Genomic DNA, 24125 nt, shown 5'->3' on the forward strand with positions numbered 1-24125 from the left:
TTCATCCTCTATTGACTAACTAATCAGCATCTTCATCAGTTAACGTAATATCTAATCCAAGTTCATCGCGCAAACCAGCATATCCTTCATCTTCAAGCTTTTTTGCCATCTCGGCACCACCAGTTTTTACAATTCTGCCACCCATCATGACATGAACAAAATCCGGCACAATATAATCTAATAAACGCTGATAATGTGTAATCATTAATGTGCCAAAATCATCAGAACGCATATGATTAACACCACGTGATACAACTTTTAGAGCATCAATATCTAATCCGGAGTCAATTTCATCCAAAATAGCAATTTTGGGTTCAATCATCATCATCTGCAAAATCTCATTACGTTTTTTCTCACCACCTGAGAAACCTTCGTTTAAATAGCGCTCTGCCATTTCTTCCGTCATAGACAAAAAAGCACGCTTTTCATCTAATTTTCGGATGAAAGTCATAATATCAATTTGGTTATGCTCATCACGTCGCGCATTAATTGCAGCACGCATAAATTCTGCGTTGGTTACACCTTGTATTTCGGAAGGATATTGCATAGCTAAGAATAGACCTGCTCTGGCACGCTCGTCTACAGACATTTCTGACAGATTCTTATCATCTAGGTATATGCTTCCCTGCGTTACTTGATAAGCAGGATGTCCCATAATAGCTTGTGACAATGTTGATTTTCCTGTACCATTGGGTCCCATAATTGCATGAATTTCGCCAGTTTTAACTATTAAATTTACCCCTTTTAAAATTTCTTTATCAGCCACTGTAACATGTAAGTTTTCAATTTTCAAAGTTGTCATTTATATTCTCCATTATATTGCTCAATTTTTTTAATAGTATTTTATTTCCATGTAACTTAGCCAATACTCTAGCATTGATTAACATCTCATTTTTAATGAAGTCCGGTTTTGATGTGGCATTACTTAAGTTAATCATAACCCAAAATAAATTTTCTAAAAGGAATGTTCCACCATTTTTATGACAAAACTTAATTCCTTTGGATGCTGTAGATAATGCTAAGCTGTTATTTTTAGTTAAACATTGATAATTAGTCATAACGTAGAGTGCCATCATGCTATAAACTGTATAGTCACCAGATATAATGTGATACTCTCGTAAAGACAACTCTGACATTATTTCGTTGGCTCGTTTGGGAAATCCAGTTAAATAATAATAGTAAGCTGTCAATGCATAAAATAGATATTTTTTGTCATCATCTAAGTGTTTAACATCAATAAGTTGCATCTTTTCTTTGGCTATGGGCAGGTTTACTGACCAAACCACAGATTCAAAATATAACAATAAATTAACAGCCTGATATCCCGAGAAAGATAGGGTTTGTTTTTGGCAACGTGTTATTATTCCCTTAAAAAGATCATAATTTTGTATACCAGCTGCTCTTAAAGCTTGTTGCAGTAAAGATTTTTCCTGATCGATTTCTAAATGTCTCAATGAAAAAACATCATCCAAAGTTAAACCAAGTCGCTCACATAATGCGCCAACAATATCAATTGCTGGAATCTGCTGATTACGTTCAAATTTAGATAAAGTTGTCTGTGTACAGATTCCCTCTGACAATTTAACTTGAGAAATTTTCATTCGTTTTCGTGCTTTAACAAATTTATCAATGTCAATATCCATTTTTCTCCCCAAAAAAATCCTAACTGATTTACAGTTAGGATTTTATAAACTCCCCTAACCGTCTACATGGTAATCAGTAGACAGTCACTAAAATGCCTACACACTTATCATGAGTAGGTTAAGCAATACTTGTTTTTTGTTATATTTATTTATCAACATATACTAGCCTTTAATTAGAAAATTATTATTTTAACGTTTTTATAATACAACTTTAATTAATAATAGTCAATAAAAAAAAACTACTATTTCTAGTAGTTTACTTCTTTGCCCATTTTGGCTTTCCTTTGTCCTTTGTTTCACGTTTACGCTTCTTCTTATGCGATTTCTGTTCTAAATCATGTGTTTCTAACGTTATCGTTGGACGTGAAGGTCTTTTATTGTTATCTGCACTAACATTTTTATTTTCAATTTTTTCTGAACTTGGTTTTGATTGGTTCTCAGTGTGCTCTGATACTGAACGTATTAACTCAAAATCTTCACCTAACTCACGTTTTAAATTTCGAATATCATGATCATTACCTAAGTTTAGTACACGCCCTTCTTTACCCATTCGCCCTGTGCGTCCCGTACGATGAATATAAGTTTTTTTACGTTGCGGTAATTGAGCATTGACAACAAGAGGTAAGTTTTCAATGTCTAACCCTCTGGCAGCAACATCAGTAACAAGCAATAAATTAACTTCTCCTTTTTTAAATAAGCGCAGTGCGTCTGCTCGCTGGACTTGTCGCTTATCATTACTACCAATACTCATAACACTAACGTGGGCATGGCGAAGTGTTGCTTGCATATTGACTAAAGCAGTAATTGTGTTAAAAAATACGAGCGCTTGCTTATTATTACGTGCTAATTGAATTAATACATTTGCCTTTGCTTTTTGATCGACATACTGAAATTCATGTCTAATTGATTTAGGTGCATCTGTACCAACTGATACTGGTCTCACCTCTTGACGAAAAGTATCTGCAACATATTTTAAGTCAACACCAGAAGTTGCCGAAAACAAACCAATTTGGATAGTAGTAGGTAACTGGTCAGCTAAATTTTGTAAGCTTTCATGCCGCTCTTCAGTTAACATAGCATCTGCTTCATCAAAAATCACAGTTGAAACACCCATGAGTTTAAGTGCACCGCCTTCAACCATTGTTAACACGCGTCCGAGCGTACCAACTATAATATGTGGCTTATCTTTTTTTATTTTATCTGCTTGACGTCGACCATTTGCACCGCCAATCAAACTTGTAACTTTCACACCAATAATTGCTCCCCAATCCCTAGCAACAGCAGTCGTTTGCATTGCTAGTTCTTGGCTTGGTGCTAAGATTAATACTTGTGTTCTCTTAGCATTAACATCTATTCTAGACAATATGGGCAGCACAAAAGCTAAGGTTTTTCCAGTTCCTGTAGGTGCTAATCCAAAGATATTTTCACCGTTTGATAATCTTTCCCAAACAGCTTCTTGGATTGGTGTTCTGCCATTAAATTGTTGGTCAAATTTTTCTTGTAATTCTGGTCTAATAGCCATTAATTAATTTTCTTTCTGGTCTGCTGGGAAAACTATGCCCGCGGATGAACGTAAATCAAATAAAGTTTGATTTACTTGTTTTGCAAGTTGGAACCACTGTGAATATTTTATGTAATTAGAATTGGGATCATTAATAACATCAGCAAAATCTTTAGCTTCGCAAATCATAGGATTTTCATCTATTCGTTCGCCAATATCGTCCGCATTACCTTCACCATCGTGATAAGTAACGGTTTCTAATTCAGCAATGTTAGATGTTGTAATTGTTTCTTTTAGTCCGTAAATCTCACTAGATAGATAAGAATTAGCATTTTTTCCAAAAATGACTGTTACATTAAAGTCATCATAAAATAGATTAGCAACACCTCTCCCATCAGCACCATTATCTAATAGTGTGGGTAAATACTGTACAGCTTGTGGGGCGCCAAATAAAGCAATAGCAGCATAAATAGGATAAACACCTAAATCGTAAAGTGCGCCACCACTAAATTCTCGTGTTAACACATTTGGTTCTTTTCCTGCTAAATAGGCATCAAATCTAGAAGAATACTTTTGATAAACAAGTGTTGCCCCTTGAACCAAAGACAATTCTCCCATGGTTTGTTGCATAATTTTAAAGTTTGGTTGATGAATGTGACGTGCCGCCTCAAAATAACACACATCTTTATGTTCTGATAATGCTTGCTCAATAGCTAAAAATTCTTCTGGATTACTTGTCGAAGGTTTTTCCACAATAACATGAACACCAGCTGCAATTGCTGCTTTTGATTGCTCAAAATGTAAAGCGTTCGGTGAGGCAATATAGACTGCATCAATATCTGTGTACAAGTCACTTAACGTCGTAACAACATCTATCCCATCCGCTGACATTGATAAGGATGATAAAAATTGTTCTCCTTTTGCCATAGTACGTGAATAAACTTTGACTAACTCATAATCTTTGGTTGCTATAGCTGCTTCTATGAACATTTTTGTAATCCAATTGGTTCCAATTACGCCAAATTTTATCATTTTATCTCCTTAAATTCTTGTACACTGCCATTAAATACACTGGTTGGCATTTTAATTGCTTTCAAGCCTTTCCCAATAGTGTGATCTTCACTATATTGAATAAATTGATTACTTTTTGATTTGTTATCTGTATTGTCTTCAATTAACCAATATTTTGTTTTAGTTATTGTGGATTTCAACTTTTTTTGCACGCTGGGTACAGTGTATATGATTATATCTCTATTATAGTGTGCAGATAATGTTTGAATCAATGACGCGAGTCTCAATTTGCTAGCATGAGTTGCCACTTCATCACTTGTTACATAAACGGCTATAGGTAATTGTCCAATATTATCTCCAATTTTATTGATGAAGTATTGAGCTTGAGCAGCTGCATCATCCCCTGAATCAAAAACCTGAATAGTTCCTACTTTGAGATTTGCTTCTTTTGCCCTATCATAACTTGATTGATAACTATCATCAGAAAAGGACGTGCCAGAAGTCGCCCTTAGGTACGCAAAATCAATATTGTTACTTGCTAAGTTATTGTAATCAACATATCCTGATGTCTCATTAATAGCTACTCCTTGAATGCTAAACCCAGCCGGTGCACTGCTTGTTTCCGTATAAATTGGTTTGGCAGTGAACCAAACAATAGCTGTTGCTATAATACCGATGATTATAAGTAGCCATGTTATAATCGGTAAAGTTTTATTTAGTTTAACTTTTAAGTTTTCATTACTAAAATTAGTCATAATATTCATTATACAAAAATAATTCGTTCAAAGCTCGTATATTAGATTAAACTTATGTCACAAAATATCATTGTTTGAAGTTAACTATTATTCATGAGATAATGAGCGTATTATTAAAAAAGGAGATAATTGTTAGTTTTTTAACTGACATAAATAATTATGACTTTAGATTCTAAACTAAATCAATATGCATCCTTAATTGTTAAGCGTGGTGTTAACGTACAGCCTGGACAAACAATCATTTTGTATGCTGCTGTAGATGAAGCTCATTTTGCACGCAAGATTGTCGATGAAGCTTATAAAGCAGGTGCTAAAGAAGTGATCTTAGAATGGTCAGACCAATCTGTTACAAAATCATTTCTAACATATGCACCAACTGAACGTTTGGAAAACATCCCAGACTATGAAGTACAAAAAGCTAATCAACTGATGGACAATTATGCTTCAAGAATTTCACTTATTTCTCAAGATCCTGATGGCTTGTCTACTGTTGATACTAAAAAATTACATATGTATACTAAGGCCAGCCAAAAAGCACTTAGTCGAGTAAGAGAAGCCACAATGAAAGATGACATATCGTGGCTAGTAGTTGCAGCTGCTGGACAATCTTGGGCTGAAAAAGTTTTCCCAGATTTGAAGGGTGAACAAGCTGTTGAACGTCTTTGGGAAGAAATTTTTAAAGCTGTTCGTATAGATGATCACTCTGATGCAATAGATAACTGGAATCAGCATATCAAAAAACTTCAGACTAAGGCAGAGTGGCTAACATCTCAAAACTTCAAAGCACTGCATTACAAAAATACTCGATCAGATTTTACAATAGGTCTTGCAGATGGTCATATTTGGGAAGCAGCAATTTCTAAAGACAAGTCAGGTAATATTTTTATACCAAATATGCCAACAGAAGAAGTGTTTACAGCACCTGATAATCGCCATATTGACGGTCATATTGAGGCTACTCTACCGCTATCCTACCAAGGTAACTTAATTGAAAATATTAAGCTAGATTTCAAAGATGGTCGCATTGTCAAATCGGATGCAACCAAAGGATTAGATGCATTAAATCAGCTCATTGATACTGATGACGGTTCTAATAGCTTAGGTGAAGTTTCTCTCGTTCCTGATGCATCTCCTATTTCTCAAAGTGGTATTTTATTTTTTAATACTTTGTTTGATGAAAATGCATCAGATCATTTAGCAATTGGTGCTGCGTATGCTTCAAATATTCGTGGTGGTAAAACTGATAAACTAGAAGTATTAGCTAAACGTGGTTGGAATATATCTGACGTACATGTCGATTTTATGATTGGTTCCCCTGATATGTCTATTGATGGTATCACTCAAGATGATAAAATTGTTCCTGTTTTCCGTTCGGGCAATTGGGCATAAAAAAAGCGCAAATTAAATATAATTTGCGCTTTTTAAAGATGCTTATGATTAATAGTTGCTTGAATGGCATGTGCCACAACATCATCAAAATTTTGTTGGTTAAAATCATCTAATCCAGCCCTAGTTGAACCGCCTGGAGAAGCTACCATATCTTGTAATTGTTGAGCCGTTTTATCACTATTAGCTAAAGTGTTAGCCGATCCAATAACTGTTTGCGTAACAATTTCAGTTGCCAATTCAAACGATAATCCCTTATCTGCACCAGATTTTGCTAGAGCATCAATAAACTTAAATACATAAGCAGGTGCTGAGCCAGCAACAGCTGAGAAAACTGCAAACTGATCCTCGGCAATCTCATATTGTTTCCCCAATAGTGACCAAAATCGCTCGACTACGAGTTGATTACTAGAAATTAATTCTGTTTTAGTTAAAGCTGTTACTCCTTGATTCAAGCTGACATTGACATTAGGTAATGCCCTGACAATTTGAGTTGTATTGATCGCCTGCGATAGTTCGTGCAGGGTCACACCAGCAAGAACTGAGGTAACCACTCTATTTTTAAAGTTAAGCTGGCTCGTAATATTTTTAAGTTGATTAGGAAGAAATGCTAATATTACCATATCACTCTGATTAATAAGTTCTTGAGCTGGCAAAGCAATCACACCTAATTCATCAGATAACCGCGCAGCTGAATTTGGTGACGAAACTAAAATATCTTTGGGTAAAATATTCTGCTGTAGTAAGCCATTTATCATCGCTTTCGCCATATTTCCTGTCCCAAGAAAACCGTATTTTGTCATCATATCATCCTTTCATATTAAAAAATTATGAGGTATTGTAAGTTAACTCTAAAAATTTAGTTGTGGACGTCAGCCAGCTTTCTATCAATAGCATCTAATACTTTTTCACGAGCCAGTTCATCGGTTACAAAATCAAACTTGTCTCCATCAATTTGAATTTTTGGTGAACGATTGTAATTATCAAACCATTCATCATAACGTCGATTTAACTCTTTATAATAATCATATAATTCTGGATTTTTGTCAATCTGCTCAAATGATCGTCCTCTCTTTTTGATACGTTCAAGCATTGTTTCAAAACTAACACGTACATGAATCAAGAGATCTGGATTCTTAAGATTTTGTACACCCTCAATTTCTGCCATCATATTATCAAGTAGTGACTTATAAATATCAACCTCAGTCTGTGTCGCACGATTCAAATCTGCAGTCAACTGAAATAACAAGGCATCCTCATAAATTGATCGATCTAAAATATTATTGGTATTGGAGGATTGAGCAATTTTAATTTGTGACAAACGCTTATTTAAAAAATAGATTTGAAGTAAAAAGCCATACTTTTTAGGATTTTCATAGAAGAGTGGCAAAATTGGATTATCATCAACACTTTCATAAAAAGCTTTTGACCCTAGGTGATTTGCTAACATTTCTGTCAAGCTAGTTTTCCCAGCGCCTATAGTACCTGATAATACAATCATAACTAATCTCCTTGTTCTTAACAATTTATTTCTTAATTAGTATAGCAAATATATTTTCCTTTTTCAGAAGTAAAATAATCATAATCTGTCAAAAAAAAAACGATACATTATACTGTATCGTTTTTATAGTGGACAGTCAGGGGCTCGAACCCTGGACCCACGGATTAAGAGTCCGTTGCTCTACCAACTGAGCTAACTGTCCATGTGTCGCTTTCACAACAAAATATAGTATATCATGTATTTTTGTTTTGCGCAATAGTTTTAATTCACTGTTTGCCTGTCAATTATCACGTAGCTCATAAAATAATCTTGTCACATATAACAATTTCAAAAGGAACGCAAGTATTAACAACACGATACCCGCACTGGATAAAGATATTGTTAGTTGATCCAATGAGCATGAAAAACCAACACACAAAATAACCACTATTGCCAACAACTTATGTCAAAACTCTTTTAATTTTCTTGTCAAACCAAATAAAAGAACAACCATTAGGTTGTTCTTTTTGTTTGCAATTTACTTATCATTATAGCCTGTTGGATGGCTCTTGTGCCAATTCCAAGCCGTCTTAATAATGTCTTGTACGTTATCATATTTTGGCGCCCAACCAAGCACATCACGGGCTTTGTCAGAGTTAGCAATCAAAATATCTGGGTCACCGGCACGACGTGGTCCTATTTTAGATGGAATGTCAACACCTGTTGCTTCACGTGCAGCTTCAACCATTTCTTTAACTGAAAATCCAGTTGCTGACCCTAAATTGAATTGGTTAGAATCATGCCCATCTGCCAAATACTTTAGCGCACGAATATGTGCATCTGCCAAATCTAAGACATGAACATAATCACGAACATTAAAGCCATCTGGTGTCTTATAATCATCGCCAAACATTTCAATATAGTCACGTTGTCCCAACCCAGCTTGCAAAATAATAGGCACTAAATGAGTTTCAGGCTTGTGGTCTTCACCAATTGTGCCATCTTCAGCTGCACCAGCAACGTTGAAGTAACGTAAGGCTACCCACTTCACGCCATCAGCTTGGTCAGACCAAGCCATGATTTTTTCCATCATCAACTTTGATTCACCATAAGGGTTAATTGGATTTTGTGGATCCGTTTCCTTAATTGGAATGTTGACAGGATTACCATAAGTTGCTGCTGTTGATGAGAACACAATCTGCTTAACATCATGTGCTTTCATTACTTCGAGTAACGTTATCATACCGCTTGTATTGTTATCAAAATATTTAAGCGGGTTTGCTACTGATTCCGGTACGATTGAAAAAGCAGCAAAATGAACAACCTGTTCAATATTTTCTTGTTCAAATACTGCCGATAATGCTGCTTTATCGCGAATATCAACTTGATAAAACTTGGCCGCGGGGTGTACAGCGTCACGATGTCCTGTAAACAAAGCATCAACAACTACCACTTCACGACCAGCTTCAACAAGTGTTTTGACCATGTGTGAGCCAATGTAACCGGCACCACCTAGTACTAATACTGACATAATAAGCCTCTTTACTTTGAAATAGTATCTTAAGTTTACACCATAATTACAAGTTACGCCACTTGAACACAGCCTCGGCACTCACAATATCTCCCATTAAAATACGGTGCTTGCTAATATTTCCATTCAAAAACACCTCTGATTTAATTGTATGTCCAATATGAATCTCATTTTCAAATTTTAAATTAATAGATGTAATTTCATGTTTTAACAAATAGTCAGGCGAGATAACATCTTGCATCCACTCAAAATATCTTGAATTATTAACATGCTGATTCGCATCGATATCTAAATAACGGACATGATAATCCTTAAAAACTGTTTCTTCATCTGCCGTGATTTTTTCAGGATTCGGTATACGTGGAATTTGTTTAACACGCTCTGCATGATATTTTTCAATGATATCTTCTGGTAACCGAGCCATTTTTCTATTTTCAATATCAATCATTGCCCATATCGAATCCACAATAATGATTTCTTCATCATTTTGATCAAGAAAGACAAATGGTCTACGAACAAAAAAAGGATTATACTTAGCAGCATTAGTTTGAATTTTAATCACTTCATTTACTTCTGGTCGGCGAATTATTTTTACCTCATACTGAAGTATGATCCATCCTAGACCTCGTGATAAGTGAACAGATTGACCCACTCCTAATGCATCACTTTGCATTTTTGATGCTAGTACTGCCCAATTTAAAATCATTGGTAATGATAACTTACCAGTCACATCAGCCTCATAATATTCAACGCGACGCTCTAATTCAAATAAATTCATGTCTTATTCCTTTTTATTTCCATAACTATTATCAAAATAAACTAAATAAGTTCGTGATAATCAGCATAGACAGCTTGACGATCAAGTTGACGTTCTTTAGCTATTTGTTTAATTGCAGCATTAGGTTTTAAACCTTTTTCGACTAAATATTCGACTGCATCATGAACAGAAAGTGTTAATAATTCATCTTCATTGTGAGACTTTCCCACACCTTGATAACCAGACACCACTATCACAAACTCACCACGAATTTCGCTTTCTTTGGACCATTGCATTAACTCACCTATCGTCCCTCTAATAAATTCTTCATAGCGTTTAGTTAATTCTCGTGCTAATACAATAGCTCTATCACTGCCATAAGTATGATTTAAATTAGTTAAAGTTTGTTTCAACCGATGTGGTGATTCATAAAAAATAGTCGTATCTGGGAAGGTGGATAACTTCTCTAGTTCTGCTAGTTGTTCACTATTTTTGCGTTGTAAAAAACCATAAAAATAAAAAGGTTGTGGCACCAAACCACTTGCAATTAATGCTGTAATACCAGCTGTTGCTCCTGGAATTGGAACAACTGGAATATTATGCTCAATAGCTTCAGCTACAAGTTCCTTGCCAGGATCAGAAATTGACGGCATCCCCGCGTCACTCACTTGAGCGATCATTGTACCCTGTTCTAAAGCTTCAATTAAACTAGGTACTTTTGACTGCCAATTATGTTCATGAAAGCTGGTTTGCTTTGTTTCAATATCAAAATGATTTAATAATTGTTTTGTATGTCTAGTATCTTCAGCAGCAATTAAATCTACCTGTGTTAAAATCTCAACAGCTCTTGGTGTCATATCTTTTAAATTACCAATTGGTGTTGGGACCAAAAATAAAGTGCCTGTTGATTGCTCTTCAAAACTTTTCTGACTGTGCATCTTATTCTCCCAAGACGTTAGCAACGTCTAATACAATTTTTTCTAGGCGTGTTTGTAATGACAAATTATAATTTTTCAGAAAATCATCCTTAAAGATGGCATCACTCACTGCTACTAATTTTTCCCTTGAGTAGATTTTGTCTAACGTTTTATATAGACCAACTAATTTTGGAAAATATAACTGTGATTCTGGTACTTGAGCAAACATAATCATATCTCGCGTTAACTGATGCAACCAGTTTAAAAATATAGTTTGTTGTTGAGCATCTTGCAAATTATCAATTAACTTTTCTTGCACATAAACAAACGCTTGTATCTGACGCTGCAGCGTTAATTCAAACCACTTAAATAACACAGTTAGAGTATTATCGGACCACTCCTTATATGCTTTATCATCTGAATCTATATCTATAGTCACATCTGATTCTGGTTGTAAATGTACAATCTGTGCTCGAGAGCGAATAGTAGGTAATACTTCATTAACATTTTCGGCAAACATCATTATCAATTGTGGTCCAAATGGTTCTTCAATAAATTTTAATAATGCATTTCCGGCTTCGCTTTTTAACGTTTCTACACTATCAAAAACGAAAACTTTTTTATTACTTTCACGCGCAACAGTGATAAATTCTGGTTTTAAAGCGCGAATTTGGTCTACTTTCCATGTTCTATTATTTTTCAAACCACTTTTCGGTAAACTAGGTTGTGTAATTTTCACATCTGGGTGGTCGTTCTCATTAATACGAATGGCATTACGTTCAGTTGGACCAATAACTTGCCATGCTAAATAACGTGAAAAAGCCAGCTTAATTGGCTGGCTCGGCCCAATAAATAAATACAGGTGACTTAATCGATTCTGAGTAATCAACATGTCAAAATGCATCATCATTTTTGGATAATATACTTTAGTTGTTTTTAAAAAATCTGGTTGCATCGTATTTAGAACTGATAAAATGATTCAATACTTTGTGTATAAACAGTCGCACCACCAACCTCTACTTCAATTGGATAAGCACCGACATGATCACCACCGGCATCTAGGTTAATTGGCGGTACCATATATTGTTTACGTTTCTGTGATACCTTTTGAATAATATCTAATACAGATTGGACACGTTCATCTTCAATGGCAATTAAAAATGTTGTGTTCCCTGATCTCAAAAAACCACCAGACGTTGTTAGACGGGTCGCACGTATATCTGCTTTGACAAATGCATTACTTAGTTTGTTTGTATCCTTGTCCTGGACAATAGCTGTCAATAATTTCATAACGACTCCTTTCGACTATCAAGAGCATTTTGCAACAACTTTCGTGCATCTGAGATGACATCTGGGAGCGCTTGTGTTGCATCGATTATTTTAATTCTATCAGAAAATTCACTTTGAAGTGCAAGATATGTTTCGCGCACCTTTTGATGAAAGGATATATCTTCTTTATCTAAACGATCGATTTTACCCTGACGATTGGCCATAACGCGATCCAATCCTTGTTCGACAGGTATATCAAAGTATAGCGTTAAATCAGGCATCACATTATCAATTGCAAACTGATTTATTTTCCAAATGTTATCCACACCCAGATTGCGCCCACCACCTTGGTATGCCAAAGAGCTATCAACATATCGATCCGAAATTAAAACCTTTCCTGCAGTTAGCGCAGGTTGGATAATTTCAACCAAATGTTGACGCCTTGCAGCAGCATATAGTAATGCTTCCGTTCGATCATCTATACCATTATCATTTTCTGGTTGAAGAATATGACGAATTGCTTCTGAAATTGGATTGCCACCAGGTTCTCGGGTTGTAACTAAGTCATCTCCCAAAACCAATGCAAGTTCAGAAATCAGTGCTGTTAAAACACTAGTTTTACCAGCACCTTCGGGTCCTTCAAACGTAACGAAAAGTGATTTATTCATAATTTATTATCTCTTTATCTTTTCAACTATTAAATACGGTCTGTTTTAATGACATGCGTCTGCATATGACCAATCGTATGTCGTCGTCTCGCTTCTCGATACAAAAAATTAAATTTTGCCTTAGCTAAAGCCGTTTGAGCCTGTATCAATCTAACATTAACCTGGCCATCTAATAATGCTTCTTCAGAATTTTTAGCTGTATCCCAATCGATTTTAGCTTTATCTATTTGAAAAACTAATGATTGATCATATTCTCGTCGTAAATTTAACTTCTTTTTTCCAAATATCATAATTCTGTTCGTCCTTGTACTGCTTTAATTAACGTCAATTGATCAGCATAATCAATATCGGAGCCTACAGCTAAGCCATGAGCTAATCTTGTAACCTTGATCCCAGCAGGTTTTAGTAATCTTGCTAGATACATTGCAGTAGCCTCTCCTTCAGCATTCGCATTTGTCCCAACAATTACTTCATTAATATCTTGATGTTCAGACAATCGTCTTATTAAACTTGGCAAATTAATGTCTTCAGGACCCGTCCCTGCTATAGGTGAAATCACACCATTCAAAACGTGGTACAGTCCATGATAGTCTCTTGTATTCTCCATGGCCATCACATCTCTAGAATTTTCAACAACAAAAACAGTTGTTTGATCTCGTGACTGATCACAACAAATAGCACAGGGGTTATTACTTTTTTCCGTAATATTGCCACATATATCACAGAAAGTTAAATCTTTTTTGGCAGATAGTAAAGCATTTGAAAAATGAGTCACATCTTCTACAGACATTCCTAAAGTATAAAAAGCTAATCTAGTTGCTGTTTTAACTCCGATTCCTGGTAATTTTGTGTAGCTATCAATTAATTTAGCAATAGGTTCTGGATATTCCATAAAATTTTAATTAATCTGGTAAAATACCAGTCCTTTCTTAATTAATCAACAATTGTTACGATATCATCTCCAAATAATAGTTTAGCTTCTGAAATAATTGGCGGTTCAGACATCTGACTTTGTGTAGGTTGCTCTTCAGATTCAATGTGTTTTTTACTAATCTTTCGAGTCACTTGCGGTAAATCTGCAAGTGAAATTTTATTGATGTTTCCTGATTTGAGTTGGGATACATATGTTGCACGAGTCACTTTCCAATCATCTTGTGAGATTAAAACAATTTCCGATGGTAATTGATTGGCATTCAAATTTTTGGTTAACTGTTGTTGCAACTCATCATCGTCTAATGCTTGTTCGAGTAAGGCTGGATAATCAAAAGCTAATACGACACCCTCTTCACTAGCTGCTACTGGCTCAGCAATCGTTAATAACGCCTGATGAGTCACATTAAAGGTTGCAACTAATGATGCCCAATTTTCTTTCATACGACTTAATGTGTCACGTTTAGCCTCTTGTAAAATAGCAAATACTGCTTTTTGTCCAGTACGAGCAACGAGTTGACGAGTTGACGAAGCTACTTCTTTGTCTTCATATTCATAATTATCAGCTACTGGTTTGATTTCATTTAATACAATATCGTCTGTTTTTTCGGAATCCAACTTAACAGAATCAATTTTCTCAATGTTTTTTTGTGCTGGTCTATCATTGACTTTAAAGTTACTTTCTTGAGAATCATTTTTTTCTGCTTGTTTGATTTCTGGTATGATAATTTGCTTATCAGACAACATGCTCAACTTAACAGTTAACAATTCTAAATAGATATCACTTTGCATTGTCTGAAGCAATTGCTTTTGAATGTCATCTAACACAACCATCATTTCTTCCAAGATTGGCGTAGTCAGTTTCTGAGCGACATCTTGCAATTTTTTTAGTGGTGTAGTTGATTTAATCAACTCTGGTGCTACAGAAGATAACATAACATCTCGTAGCAATCCTAAAATATCAACTACAAATCGTTGCGCATCTTTTCCGTCTAACAAAATATCATGTAAAATGTTTAAAGCACTTGCCGTATCATTATCAGCGATTTTTTCTAGGTAATTAACCAGCTGTTCAGTAGTCGTTGAACCTGTGACTTGTATAGCATTCTCAACTGTTACTTTATCATTTCCAAAAGCGATCACTTGATCAAGAATAGATAAAGCATCACGCATGCCACCTTCTGCTACATTTGCAATAATACGTAAAGCATCACTATCAAATGTGATCTGCTGGTTTTTTAAAATAGCTTCTAATCTATTTTGTATAGTCTGCCCATTAATACGTTTAAATTCAAATCTTTGTGTGCGAGACAAAATTGTTACTGGAACTTTTTGTGGTTCAGTAGTGGCTAAAATAAATTTTACGTTTGTTGGAGGTTCTTCAAGTGTTTTCAATAGTGCATTGAACGCACTATTTGATAACATATGCACTTCATCAATAATATATACTTTGAATTTAGATTCAATGGGCGCATAGTCGACATTAGATAAAATATCACGTATGTCCTCAACACGACTATTAGAGGCCGCATCAAATTCAATAATATCAGGTATTTGAGAATCTTCTGTCGCTGGATCAATACCATTAATTTCACGAGCAAAAATTTTAGCGGCTGAAGTTTTCCCTGTCCCTCGCGGTCCTGAAAAGAGATAGGCATGCCCAGTTTGTTCTGTTTCAATAGCATTTTTCAAAGTTTGGGTGATGACTTCTTGACCAACCATATCATCAAAGGTTTTCGGTCTGTACACACGATATAGTGCTTGATATGCCAAAGTTATCGCCTCCCAATAGAAAATAGTTCACAATAAGTTCAGTATTTTTAACTGAACTTACAAAAAAAGACCGCTAAGCGGCCAAATATGTACACAAGCACAACACCGAACAACCTTAGGGCTGCTACATTCCTGTCCTGACCCGGTTCGAGAGCCGACATTTGCCTGCCTTATTATTATATCTAATTTTTATATTTTACGCAAATACTTCTGAAACTTTTTTGACCCATCTTGTGCGCCACTTGAAATAAGTTAAATAAGCTTTTGGGATTAGGTATTCGTTTACAGCAGCAAAATCATCAACTAGTGAAACAATCCAGCTTTCACGATATTTTGGTAGACCAATTGTTGCACCAAACATGTGCTTAACAATAATATCAGCTTCTTTATCACTAATGTGGGTGATCTTTTGTGCATTAGCTAATGCAATTCTAGGATGAACGTATGCATGAGATCCTTCACTAAATTTAGTAACGCGCCAATCATAATAAAACATATCATGAAGTAATCCGGCACGTGCTGTGGCTACTGAGTCCCCACCTACAAATTTAGCAATTTTATAAGATTGGTATGACACAGATATCGAGTGACGTAATCTATTTGAAAAGTGATGTTGTGTATACTGCTCTAATTGTTGCACTTCTTGATGTTGTAATAAATCGTTAACAATACTTAAATACTCTTGATCGTGTTGCCAAGCGTCGGGATTATACATGTATGTTTTAGCCTCTTTATTAATGCTTTACTACCATTATAATACGTTTATTCATTTTTAGCTAAATTTTTTTGTAAAGATTTATTTTCTCGGCGCTTTTTCCTAATATTGGCAAAAAAATTTTGTAATAAAACACGACTATCATCATGTCGTATTTGAGAATGAACTTCGACACGATGATTTAAACGGCTATCGTCCAGCAATCTATAAAGTGATTTTGCTGCACCCGCTTTAACATCATCTGCGGCATAGTAGACAATTGGGATACGAGAATTAATAATAGCTCCCGAACACATAATACATGGTTCTAAAGTAACAAACAAGGCGACATTTTCTAATCGCCAAGACCCAAGTAACTGGTTAGCTTTTTCAATAGCCACTAATTCTGCATGCGACGTTGCTAATTGTTCGGCTTCACGATGATTATGCGCACGAGCAATAATTTGATTTTCTTGGACAATAACAGCCCCTATAGGAACTTCGCCTTCTTCTCCTGCTTGTTTAGCCTCATTCAAAGCCTCTTGCATAAAATAATCAATTTGAGCATCACTAAATGTCGGTATTTGGTTCATAAACACTCTCCAATATGTAATAACCTTTATTTTTATGAATTACTTTTATATTACCAAAAACAGCATGCATATTTTTTTGTGCTGAAGGAGCGCCTTGCTTTTTTTGCAATACGGCAATTAATTTACCACCGGGAAGTAAGTAGTTTTTCGCTTGTTGAAGCATATCTGTTACAACATGTTTGCCTGCTCTAATCGGTGGATTGGTAAGAATTAACGCATATTTATCAGTAATATTTTCATAAATATCAGATTTAAAAATATGGGTCAACTGTTCAACATGATTTTGTACTGCATTAATTTTAGCTAATTCTAACGCTCGTTCATTGACATCAACCATATCAACTGATCGTTGAAATGCTTTGGCAATTGCTATTCCAACAGGCCCATATCCAGAACCTAAATCTAAGATTTTGCCATCAATGATAGTTGTTTTTGATAAAGCATCGAGCATTGTTCTAGTTCCAAAATCAACAGTTGATTTTGAAAAAACACCACTATCTGTTTTAAAGTGTAACACTTGATTCAAAAGTTCAAAATCAAAATTTTGATATCGATGTTCTGAATTAGGATTGGCAGTAAAATACATTTCTCCAGAGGTCTTCTGTTCTTTAGAGTTCATTACTTGATATCTCCTTAGCTTATGTACAAAAAAAGAAGTACCGGAGTACCTCTTTTAATATGACAACTAATGCTTAAAAATTACAATAGCTATTAAGCATTACTCGAAATTATTAGAACTCAGATTACTTCAAAGTAACTGAAGCACCAGTTTCTTCCAAGGCTGCCTTCAAGTCGTTAGCAGCTGCTTCGTCAAGACCTTCCTTAACGATTGAAGGTGCGTTGTCAACTAAGTCCTTAGCTTCCTTCAAACCAAGACCTGTTGCTTCACGAACTGCCTTGATAACCTTAACCTTAGCAGTACCTGCTGAAGTCAATTCTACATCGAAGTCTGTCTTTGCTGCGGCTGCGCCGTCAGCTGCACCAGCTGCTGCTACAGGAGCTGCTGCTGAAACGTTAAATTCTTCTTCGATTGCTGAAACTAAGTCAGCCAAATCCAAGATTGTTGCATCTTTCAATGATGCGATAATCGCGTCTTTATCAAAAGCCATGATTAAATCCTCCAAATTTTTTATGTGTGTTTATAAAATAGTTTAATACTTGAAACCAAACTGATTATTCAGCAGAAGTCGCTTCTTCAACGTTAGTTGCAGCGGCTTCGCCACCTTCTTCTTCCAACTTTTCTTGCAATGCCTTAACAACATATGCAAATGAACGGATTGGGAATTGGAATTCTGCCAATAATTGGCCAAACAAACCTTCGCGTGATGGCAAAGATGCATACTTGTTAATATCATCAAGGTTAGCAATGTTACCATCAACAACGCCACCTTTAATTTCCAAGTGTTCATTTTCATCAGCAAACTTCTTCAAAATACGTGAAGGGGCAATTGCATCTTCACTTGAGAAAGCAACTGCTGATGGACCAGCAAAGATATCCTGCAATTCAGCATATCCTGCTTTTTCAGCTGCACGAGTCAAAATCTTGTTCTTAATTACTTCAAGAACAACACCTTCTTGACGCAATTGATGACGTAATTCAGTTGATTGAGCAACTGTTAAACCACGCGCATCAACAACAACTGATGATGCTGAGTTTTTAAATTGTTCAGCAATTTCTTCAACTTTTTGCGCCTTAATTGCAATAGCTTTTTCACTCATAGTGTTTTCTCCTTCCTTAAATTTTTCTTTTGCAAAAGAAATCCCGTGCGCAAAAGACACACGGGAAAAGTATTTAAACTTCCTCGGCAGGATATTAAGGTAAAATACCACCTGAGTCTTAGGCAAAATGATTTAATTTACTTAAACAGTATAACAGCTTAAGTCATTAACGTCAATTAATTTTTAATTATAGCGATGTTACATCTAATGAAACTGATGGACCAAATGTTGAAGAAATTGATACGTGTTGTACATAAGTTCCTTTAACAGCTGCAGGGCGTGCCTTCAAAACTGTTCCAGCAATTGTCTTAATGTTTTCAGCTAGTTTAGCATCTTCGAAAGATACACGTCCCACTGGTACAGCAACGTTACCATCACGATCAGTACGGTATGTCACTTGTCCACCTTTAGCGTCTGAAACAGCCTTAGTTACGTCCATAGTAACTGTTCCAGTCTTAGGGTTTGGCATCATACCTTTAGGTCCCAAGATACGTGCAACACGTCCAACTTGTGCCATCATATCAGGTGTGGCAATGGCTGTATCAAAGTCCATCCATCCACCTTGAATTTGGGCAACTAAGTCAGCTGCACCAACAACATCAGCACCAGCAGCTTCGGCTTCCTTAGCCTTATCACCTTGTGCAAATACGATAACTTTCTTGTCTTTACCAGTACCGTTTGGCAACACAACAGCTCCACGTAATTGTTGATCTGCTTGACGTGTGTCAACGTTTAACTTGAAAGCAATTTCAATTGATGAATCAAAATTAGCGTAATCAATTTCTTTAACTAGTGCAACAGCATCATTTAAACTGTAGTTCTTTTCAGCGTCTACTTTTTCAAATGCTGCAACATACTTCTTACCATGTTTTTGAGTCATTATTCTGCGTCCTCCTTGATTGCTGTTCCTTCAACAGTCAAGTCAACACCATCAACAGTAACACCCATTGAACGTGCTGTACCTTCGATCATACGCATAGCTGCTGTAATATCGTTAGCATTCAAGTCTGCCATCTTGTTTTCAGCAATTGCACGAATTTGATCCAAAGTGACGTTTCCAACCTTCTTAGTGTTAGGTTCACCTGAACCCTTACCAACGATCTTACGTAATTGGTCAGCAGCAGGTGGTGTCTTTGTAACAAATTCAAATGAACGATCATCAAAGACAGAAATTTCAACTGGAATAATTGAACCTGCTTGATCTGCTGTACGCGCGTTAAATTCCTTTGTAAATTGCGCGATGTTAATACCTGCTTGACCCAAAGCCGGACCAACTGGTGGAGCTGGTGTTGCTTTAGCAGCAGCGATTTGTAGTTTAACTACTGTTGTAACTTTTTTAGCCACGATTTTTTCCTCCTCGTGTTGTGGTAGACGCAGCTTTAGTGCTGCTCCCACGCATGTCTATGACATACCATTCAATTATACACACAAAAATCTATTTATTCAATAGTTTTTTTATGCTTCATCTAGAACTGTGTCAATATCAGCAAAGTCTAGCTCTGTCGGTGTTTCACGACCAAATACCTCAACTGTGGCTTCAAGTGTCTGTTTTTCAACGTCAACAGCCGTAACTGCGCCTTCCATACCTGAAAATGGCCCTGCTATTATTTTAACCATTTGCCCAACTTCAACATTTAGTTCAACGACTTCTCTGGTAACCATACCCATACGCTTCATCAATAAATCTACTTCTTCAGGAAGCAATGAGTTAGGCTTTGACCCAGCACCGTGAGACCCTAAGAAACCAGTGACGCCAGGTGTGTTACGCACAACATACCAAGCTTCATCAGTCATATTATAGTCATGAGGTGTTGCCATCTCAACTAAAACATATCCGGGAAAATCATTTTCCACAGAAGTTTTTGCTTCACCATCTTGAATGGTGGTAACTTCTTGTTCAGGCACTAAAATACGAAAGATTTGTTGACTCATACCCATTGTTTGAGTACGAGACTCCAAATTTGCTTTAACTTTATGTTCATAACCTGAATAAGTGTGAACCACGAACCATGATTTCTCAATGTCGTCATTAGTTACCTGTGTATTTTCTGAATCATTGTTATTAATTTCTGACATGTTATTGATGAAATTATCGAATTATAATTCGATAATATTCCTCCTTAATTTTTGAGATATAAAAAAGAACTCCTTACAGAAGTTCTTGTCGTTGGTTTAATTATACTATATTTCAGCTGATTGCGCTATTATTTCATAATTGTATTGAAGCCAGTTTGTAACAACCAATCAACACCACCGAGAAATACAGCAAAAACAATTGAAACTGTAATAACAGTTACTGTTTCTTTCGAGGCTTGTTCTAGTGACAACCAGGTCACATTTTTCATTTCTGCTGCAACGTTTTTAAAATATTTAAACATAAATTCAAACCTTTACTTTGTTTGTTGATGAGGTGTATGTTTCCCACAAAAAGAACAAAACTTTTTGACAGCTAAACGTTCTGTACGATCTTTAGATAATGTTACCGTATAATTGCGCGAACCACATTCTGTACACGCGAGTGAAACTTTTTGACTAGCCATAATTGTTCTCCATTTAATCCTTATAATAGAATAACACTTACGTTTTTAAAACTCAATGTTCAGCAACACCATTTAAAATCAGATCAACAAGCTGATACACATGCTCGTCTATACTTTGCCCCCCATTTAATGCATGAAAATTACCAAATAAAGGTGCCAAACTTGTAATATAAAAGGAGCTTGCTACTCTCGAATCGACATTCCCACGTAACACTAGTGAAGATTTTTCAAAAAAACTAGCAATAGGCATAATGTAATCATGTCCAAACACTTTGCCTAATTCCTGTTGATTCCTTAGTGACAAACTTTTAAAACTACTATGAATCAGTGTAAACACATCACTGGGATGACGATTCACAATCACTCTAGTTAATGCAACAAGTTGGTCAACAGGGCTTTTATAAGATTGATCCAATATAGACTGCATGTCACCAAACACTTGATGCCCAACTCTTTTTATGACCTCAACAAACAATTCTTCTTTATCACCAAAATAGTGATATAAAGCTGGTTGTGTCATATTTAGTAGTTTTGAAATTTCTCGCGTTGTGGTTTGATCATAACCATGAGATAAAAACTGTGTGGTCGCAGCTAAAATGATCCTTTCCTTTGTTGCTTCACTTGTCTTTGACTTCACTACCATTTTTAATATTGCATCCTTTGAGCACTCTAATTTAGTTACATTATAAAACAAATTTCCAAAACTTTTCAGAATTCGTTACTGTTCCAATGCTGATTTTAAATATTGACGTTGCTTCATACGATAGTAACTAACTAATACTATTGTTAATAGTACACACCATAAAATTAAAATTAAGAAATCTTGTTGCACATTATTGTCAAAAACTATTGCGCGAATAACATGTCCTAATACACTTAGTGGCAACATACCTTGCAAATAACTTAACCATTGATTTGACACTACAGAAATGTTAGCAAGTATAGCTTGTCCTATCATAAAAGAAACTGATAACCACCATCCAACTTGTCCTAGCCACTGTTTCAAATACCAAGTTAACGTGATTGAAGCCAAAGTGGCCAGTATTATAGCAATCGTCAATAAGAACACGTTATTTACTGTGACATGAAGCATTAGTGTTGTTGAAACTATCAACAAGCTAGCTAGCAAAGTAAAACTACCAATAACGCTAAAAGTTTGCCACCATTCTTTTAACGCTAAACCATCGAGCTTTGTAGTTGTAACTGGTAATAAAATTCCGACTAACACCGTAAATATAATGACACTCGACACAATTACCATAGGCAACAATATTTGTCCATCCTGTTTAATCGGTTTCAAATCTGTGATATCAAAGACCAACATTTGTGTCAGTGGTGAAGACTTCGTGTCAGAATCAGTATCGCCAAATAGTTCGTTTAACTTATCAGATAGTGCTGATTGCTGGCTTTTAATTTTCTTCACACTTGATTGAATTGCGCCATTATTGTCACTTAAGGCCTTTGTTTGATTTAAACTAGAAGCTATATTACTAATGCCATTCACAATATCACTTTGAAATGTGTAAGACAGATTGTTGATAGCTACTGCCATAGCTTGAATTTTCGTGGTGTCTCCTGCGTTAACTGCGTCATTTAGTTGTGCCGAGTAACTAGCTAACTTTGTCGCTGTGTCACTAGCAGTGTCACGTAAATCGCTAGCATTTTCCGCATCCAAACTGCTACCAACAGACTGTAAGCTACTTTGTAAATTATCTGTCTGCTCAGATAATTCTTGACTTTTTGCAGCTATATTTTTTAAAGTAGAACCATTATCTGTGCCTAAACTTAGCATACTACTTTCTCTAGTCAATGTTTGATTAAGCACACGTTGTAAATATTCTCCGGCAAATGCATTATTTCCCATTGCTAAAAATAACGGCAAACGAACCGTTTCTCCATGTTGCTGAAATTCAGCTAACTGTTGTGTTAAATTTTTGGGGATGATAACAGCTGCAGTAATATCACCTTGTAATACTGCTTTTTTTAAGTTTTTTTCAGTTGCATAACTCTTCACTTTAAAGTCATGATTTTCTTGAAAATCACGTTGCAACTTATTTCCAATACGTTGCTTCTTGCCTTGATAGTCAGCACCTTGATCTAAATTAATCACACCAAGCGAAAAGTTTTTAGCTTGCTGGGTACGATGCCCGTTTGTGATTAAAACACCGATTACTAAAACAGCTGGGATCGCAACTGCCCATAACCATTTAATTAATTGATGCTTATTTTGTATTAAATTACGCCACGTTAACATAGAAAACCTCTTTTTTATACTATCTAATAGCATAACGATAATTCATTGAAAATTGTTAGATTTTATAAACTTTTAAAATATAGGTTACATCACCAAAATGAAAACATAAAAAAGCTACTAAAATTTAGTAGCTTTTTATGTTTTCATAACTTATGCATTAACTGTTTCTAGCAAACCATATTTACCATCTTGACGCTTATAAATAACAGAATCAGTGTTCGTGTCGGAATCCTTGAAAATAAAGAAATCATGACCTAACAAGTCCATCTGTAATGCCGCCTCTTCTGGAGACATTGGCTTTAAGTTAACTTGCTTCGTTCGTACAATCTGCAGTGCTACATCATCGTTTTCCTCATCAGGAATTTCATTTTGTGAATCAATACCTTTAAAACCAGTTTCTCGAGACTTACGGTTAATCTTAGTCTTATACTTACGGATTTGACGTTCTAATTTTTCAGAAACAGCATCAATCGCTGCATACATATCTTTATTTGTATCCTCAGCACGTAAAACAACGTAAGGCAAGACAATTGTAACTTCTGCTTTTCCTGAATTGTCGGACTTGTATGTGCGTAAATTGACATTAGCATTTGACTTTTCCTCGATGTAACGGTTCAATTTAGTCAGTCTCTTCTCGACATATTCACGAAGTGAATCAGTTACTGCGATATTTTCGCCACGTACATTATAATCTAACATAATAA

At 35.6% G+C, this 24125-nt stretch carries 30 protein-coding genes, 1 tRNA gene, 1 other RNA gene and 1 other annotated feature; of the genes, 1 reads left to right on the forward strand and 31 read right to left on the reverse strand.

The genetic code is table 11. From position 1 onward, the window contains the following. Positions 1–19: 19 nt before the first annotated feature. The 5 genes from sufC to K5Q12_RS00875 form a co-directional block, all read right to left on the reverse strand. Positions 20–802 (reverse strand): Fe-S cluster assembly ATPase SufC, encoded by a 783-nt coding sequence (sufC, locus tag K5Q12_RS00855; protein ID WP_220741876.1) that lies wholly within the window; start codon positions 800–802, stop codon positions 20–22. Beyond that, positions 783–1643, reverse strand: a complete 861-nt coding sequence (locus K5Q12_RS00860; protein WP_220741877.1) for a helix-turn-helix domain-containing protein — start codon at positions 1641–1643, stop codon at positions 783–785. Before K5Q12_RS00860 ends, sufC begins: the two co-directional genes overlap by 20 nt. A gap of 256 nt (positions 1644–1899) precedes the next feature. Beyond that, complete coding sequence (locus K5Q12_RS00865) at positions 1900–3165, reverse strand: DEAD/DEAH box helicase (RefSeq protein WP_220741878.1); 1266 nt, start codon at positions 3163–3165, stop codon at positions 1900–1902. Between the two features lie 3 nt (positions 3166–3168). Continuing rightward, positions 3169–4176 (reverse strand): Gfo/Idh/MocA family protein, encoded by a 1008-nt coding sequence (locus K5Q12_RS00870; RefSeq protein ID WP_220741879.1) that lies wholly within the window; start codon positions 4174–4176, stop codon positions 3169–3171. Next, positions 4173–4910 carry a GH25 family lysozyme gene (locus K5Q12_RS00875; protein WP_220741880.1) on the reverse strand — a complete coding sequence of 246 codons (738 nt, stop codon included), beginning with the start codon at positions 4908–4910 and terminating at the stop codon, positions 4173–4175. The genes K5Q12_RS00870 and K5Q12_RS00875 overlap by 4 nt, the downstream gene beginning before the upstream one ends. 159 nt (positions 4911–5069) lie before the next feature. Here K5Q12_RS00875 and K5Q12_RS00880 point away from each other — a divergent pair, with 159 nt between their 5' ends. Next, positions 5070–6299 (forward strand): aminopeptidase, encoded by a 1230-nt coding sequence (locus K5Q12_RS00880; RefSeq protein WP_220741881.1) that lies wholly within the window; start codon positions 5070–5072, stop codon positions 6297–6299. Between the two features lie 32 nt (positions 6300–6331). Here the strand turns inward: K5Q12_RS00880 and proC are convergent, their stop codons facing one another. The 26 genes from proC to hpf form a co-directional block, all read right to left on the reverse strand. Continuing rightward, the gene (gene proC / locus K5Q12_RS00885) at positions 6332–7099 is read right to left on the reverse strand and encodes a pyrroline-5-carboxylate reductase (RefSeq protein WP_220741882.1); all 768 of its coding nucleotides are present in this window, start codon (positions 7097–7099) and stop codon (positions 6332–6334) included. A 56-nt stretch (positions 7100–7155) separates the two neighbouring features. Beyond that, positions 7156–7797: a deoxynucleoside kinase gene (locus tag K5Q12_RS00890; protein WP_220741883.1), complete on the reverse strand. Its 642-nt coding sequence runs from the start codon at positions 7795–7797 to the stop codon at positions 7156–7158. Positions 7798–7926: 129 nt separating this feature from the next. After that, positions 7927–7999 (reverse strand) — tRNA-Lys (locus tag K5Q12_RS00895). Positions 8000–8314: 315 nt separating this feature from the next. Next, positions 8315–9307, reverse strand: a complete 993-nt coding sequence (galE, locus tag K5Q12_RS00900; RefSeq protein ID WP_220741884.1) for a UDP-glucose 4-epimerase GalE — start codon at positions 9305–9307, stop codon at positions 8315–8317. Between the two features lie 46 nt (positions 9308–9353). Continuing rightward, positions 9354–10085 (reverse strand): acyl-[acyl-carrier-protein] thioesterase, encoded by a 732-nt coding sequence (locus tag K5Q12_RS00905; protein WP_220741885.1) that lies wholly within the window; start codon positions 10083–10085, stop codon positions 9354–9356. Between the two features lie 41 nt (positions 10086–10126). Further along, a complete protein-coding gene (gene rsmI, locus K5Q12_RS00910; RefSeq protein WP_220741886.1) occupies positions 10127–11002 on the reverse strand; it encodes a 16S rRNA (cytidine(1402)-2'-O)-methyltransferase in 876 nt (291 codons plus the stop codon). Between the two features lies 1 nt (position 11003). Continuing rightward, positions 11004–11936 carry a DNA polymerase III delta subunit-related protein gene (locus K5Q12_RS00915; RefSeq protein WP_220741887.1) on the reverse strand — a complete coding sequence of 311 codons (933 nt, stop codon included), beginning with the start codon at positions 11934–11936 and terminating at the stop codon, positions 11004–11006. 5 nt (positions 11937–11941) lie between these two features. Beyond that, positions 11942–12271, reverse strand: a complete 330-nt coding sequence (gene darA, locus K5Q12_RS00920; RefSeq protein WP_220741888.1) for a cyclic di-AMP receptor DarA — start codon at positions 12269–12271, stop codon at positions 11942–11944. Beyond that, positions 12268–12918: a dTMP kinase gene (gene tmk, locus K5Q12_RS00925; RefSeq protein ID WP_220741889.1), complete on the reverse strand. Its 651-nt coding sequence runs from the start codon at positions 12916–12918 to the stop codon at positions 12268–12270. The genes darA and tmk overlap by 4 nt, the downstream gene beginning before the upstream one ends. Positions 12919–12947: 29 nt before the next feature. Next, entirely contained in the window at positions 12948–13208 is a 261-nt protein-coding gene (locus K5Q12_RS00930; RefSeq protein ID WP_220741890.1) for a YaaL family protein, read from the reverse strand. Then, positions 13205–13810, reverse strand: coding sequence for a recombination mediator RecR (recR, locus tag K5Q12_RS00935; protein ID WP_220741891.1), 606 nt, complete (start codon positions 13808–13810; stop codon positions 13205–13207). The genes K5Q12_RS00930 and recR overlap by 4 nt, the downstream gene beginning before the upstream one ends. 41 nt (positions 13811–13851) lie before the next feature. Next, positions 13852–15621 (reverse strand): DNA polymerase III subunit gamma/tau, encoded by a 1770-nt coding sequence (gene dnaX / locus K5Q12_RS00940; RefSeq protein WP_220741892.1) that lies wholly within the window; start codon positions 15619–15621, stop codon positions 13852–13854. Between the two features lie 85 nt (positions 15622–15706). Continuing rightward, positions 15707–15794: signal recognition particle sRNA small type (gene ffs, locus K5Q12_RS00945), an RNA gene on the reverse strand. 23 nt (positions 15795–15817) lie between these two features. Next, positions 15818–16336, reverse strand: coding sequence for an HD domain-containing protein (locus K5Q12_RS00950; RefSeq protein ID WP_220741893.1), 519 nt, complete (start codon positions 16334–16336; stop codon positions 15818–15820). Between the two features lie 47 nt (positions 16337–16383). Further along, positions 16384–16908, reverse strand: coding sequence for a tRNA adenosine(34) deaminase TadA (gene tadA / locus K5Q12_RS00955; RefSeq protein WP_220741894.1), 525 nt, complete (start codon positions 16906–16908; stop codon positions 16384–16386). Further along, entirely contained in the window at positions 16886–17527 is a 642-nt protein-coding gene (locus K5Q12_RS00960; protein WP_220741895.1) for a class I SAM-dependent methyltransferase, read from the reverse strand. Before K5Q12_RS00960 ends, tadA begins: the two co-directional genes overlap by 23 nt. A gap of 124 nt (positions 17528–17651) precedes the next feature. Continuing rightward, entirely contained in the window at positions 17652–18017 is a 366-nt protein-coding gene (rplL, locus tag K5Q12_RS00965; RefSeq protein WP_220741896.1) for a 50S ribosomal protein L7/L12, read from the reverse strand. A 64-nt stretch (positions 18018–18081) separates the two neighbouring features. Beyond that, complete coding sequence (rplJ, locus tag K5Q12_RS00970) at positions 18082–18627, reverse strand: 50S ribosomal protein L10 (protein WP_220741897.1); 546 nt, start codon at positions 18625–18627, stop codon at positions 18082–18084. A gap of 26 nt (positions 18628–18653) precedes the next feature. After that, positions 18654–18768, reverse strand: a sequence feature (ribosomal protein L10 leader region). A gap of 46 nt (positions 18769–18814) precedes the next feature. Next, positions 18815–19507 (reverse strand): 50S ribosomal protein L1, encoded by a 693-nt coding sequence (gene rplA / locus K5Q12_RS00975; protein WP_220741898.1) that lies wholly within the window; start codon positions 19505–19507, stop codon positions 18815–18817. Next, positions 19507–19971, reverse strand: a complete 465-nt coding sequence (rplK, locus tag K5Q12_RS00980; protein ID WP_220741899.1) for a 50S ribosomal protein L11 — start codon at positions 19969–19971, stop codon at positions 19507–19509. The genes rplA and rplK overlap by 1 nt, the downstream gene beginning before the upstream one ends. Positions 19972–20082: 111 nt before the next feature. Continuing rightward, positions 20083–20703, reverse strand: coding sequence for a transcription termination/antitermination protein NusG (gene nusG / locus K5Q12_RS00985; protein WP_220741900.1), 621 nt, complete (start codon positions 20701–20703; stop codon positions 20083–20085). Positions 20704–20831: 128 nt separating this feature from the next. After that, positions 20832–21005 (reverse strand): preprotein translocase subunit SecE, encoded by a 174-nt coding sequence (gene secE / locus K5Q12_RS00990; RefSeq protein WP_220741901.1) that lies wholly within the window; start codon positions 21003–21005, stop codon positions 20832–20834. Between the two features lie 12 nt (positions 21006–21017). Then, positions 21018–21167 carry a 50S ribosomal protein L33 gene (gene rpmG, locus K5Q12_RS00995; protein WP_220741902.1) on the reverse strand — a complete coding sequence of 50 codons (150 nt, stop codon included), beginning with the start codon at positions 21165–21167 and terminating at the stop codon, positions 21018–21020. A gap of 52 nt (positions 21168–21219) precedes the next feature. Next, positions 21220–21810 (reverse strand): TetR/AcrR family transcriptional regulator, encoded by a 591-nt coding sequence (locus K5Q12_RS01000; RefSeq protein WP_220741903.1) that lies wholly within the window; start codon positions 21808–21810, stop codon positions 21220–21222. Between the two features lie 75 nt (positions 21811–21885). After that, entirely contained in the window at positions 21886–23421 is a 1536-nt protein-coding gene (locus K5Q12_RS01005; protein ID WP_220741904.1) for a YhgE/Pip domain-containing protein, read from the reverse strand. Between the two features lie 150 nt (positions 23422–23571). Beyond that, positions 23572–24120: a ribosome hibernation-promoting factor, HPF/YfiA family gene (gene hpf, locus K5Q12_RS01010; RefSeq protein ID WP_220741905.1), complete on the reverse strand. Its 549-nt coding sequence runs from the start codon at positions 24118–24120 to the stop codon at positions 23572–23574. Positions 24121–24125: the final 5 nt, after the last annotated feature.

Origin of the sequence: Leuconostoc palmae (genome assembly GCF_019656075.1) — a bacterium.
Taxonomy (GTDB): Bacteria; Bacillota; Bacilli; order Lactobacillales; family Lactobacillaceae; genus Leuconostoc; species Leuconostoc palmae.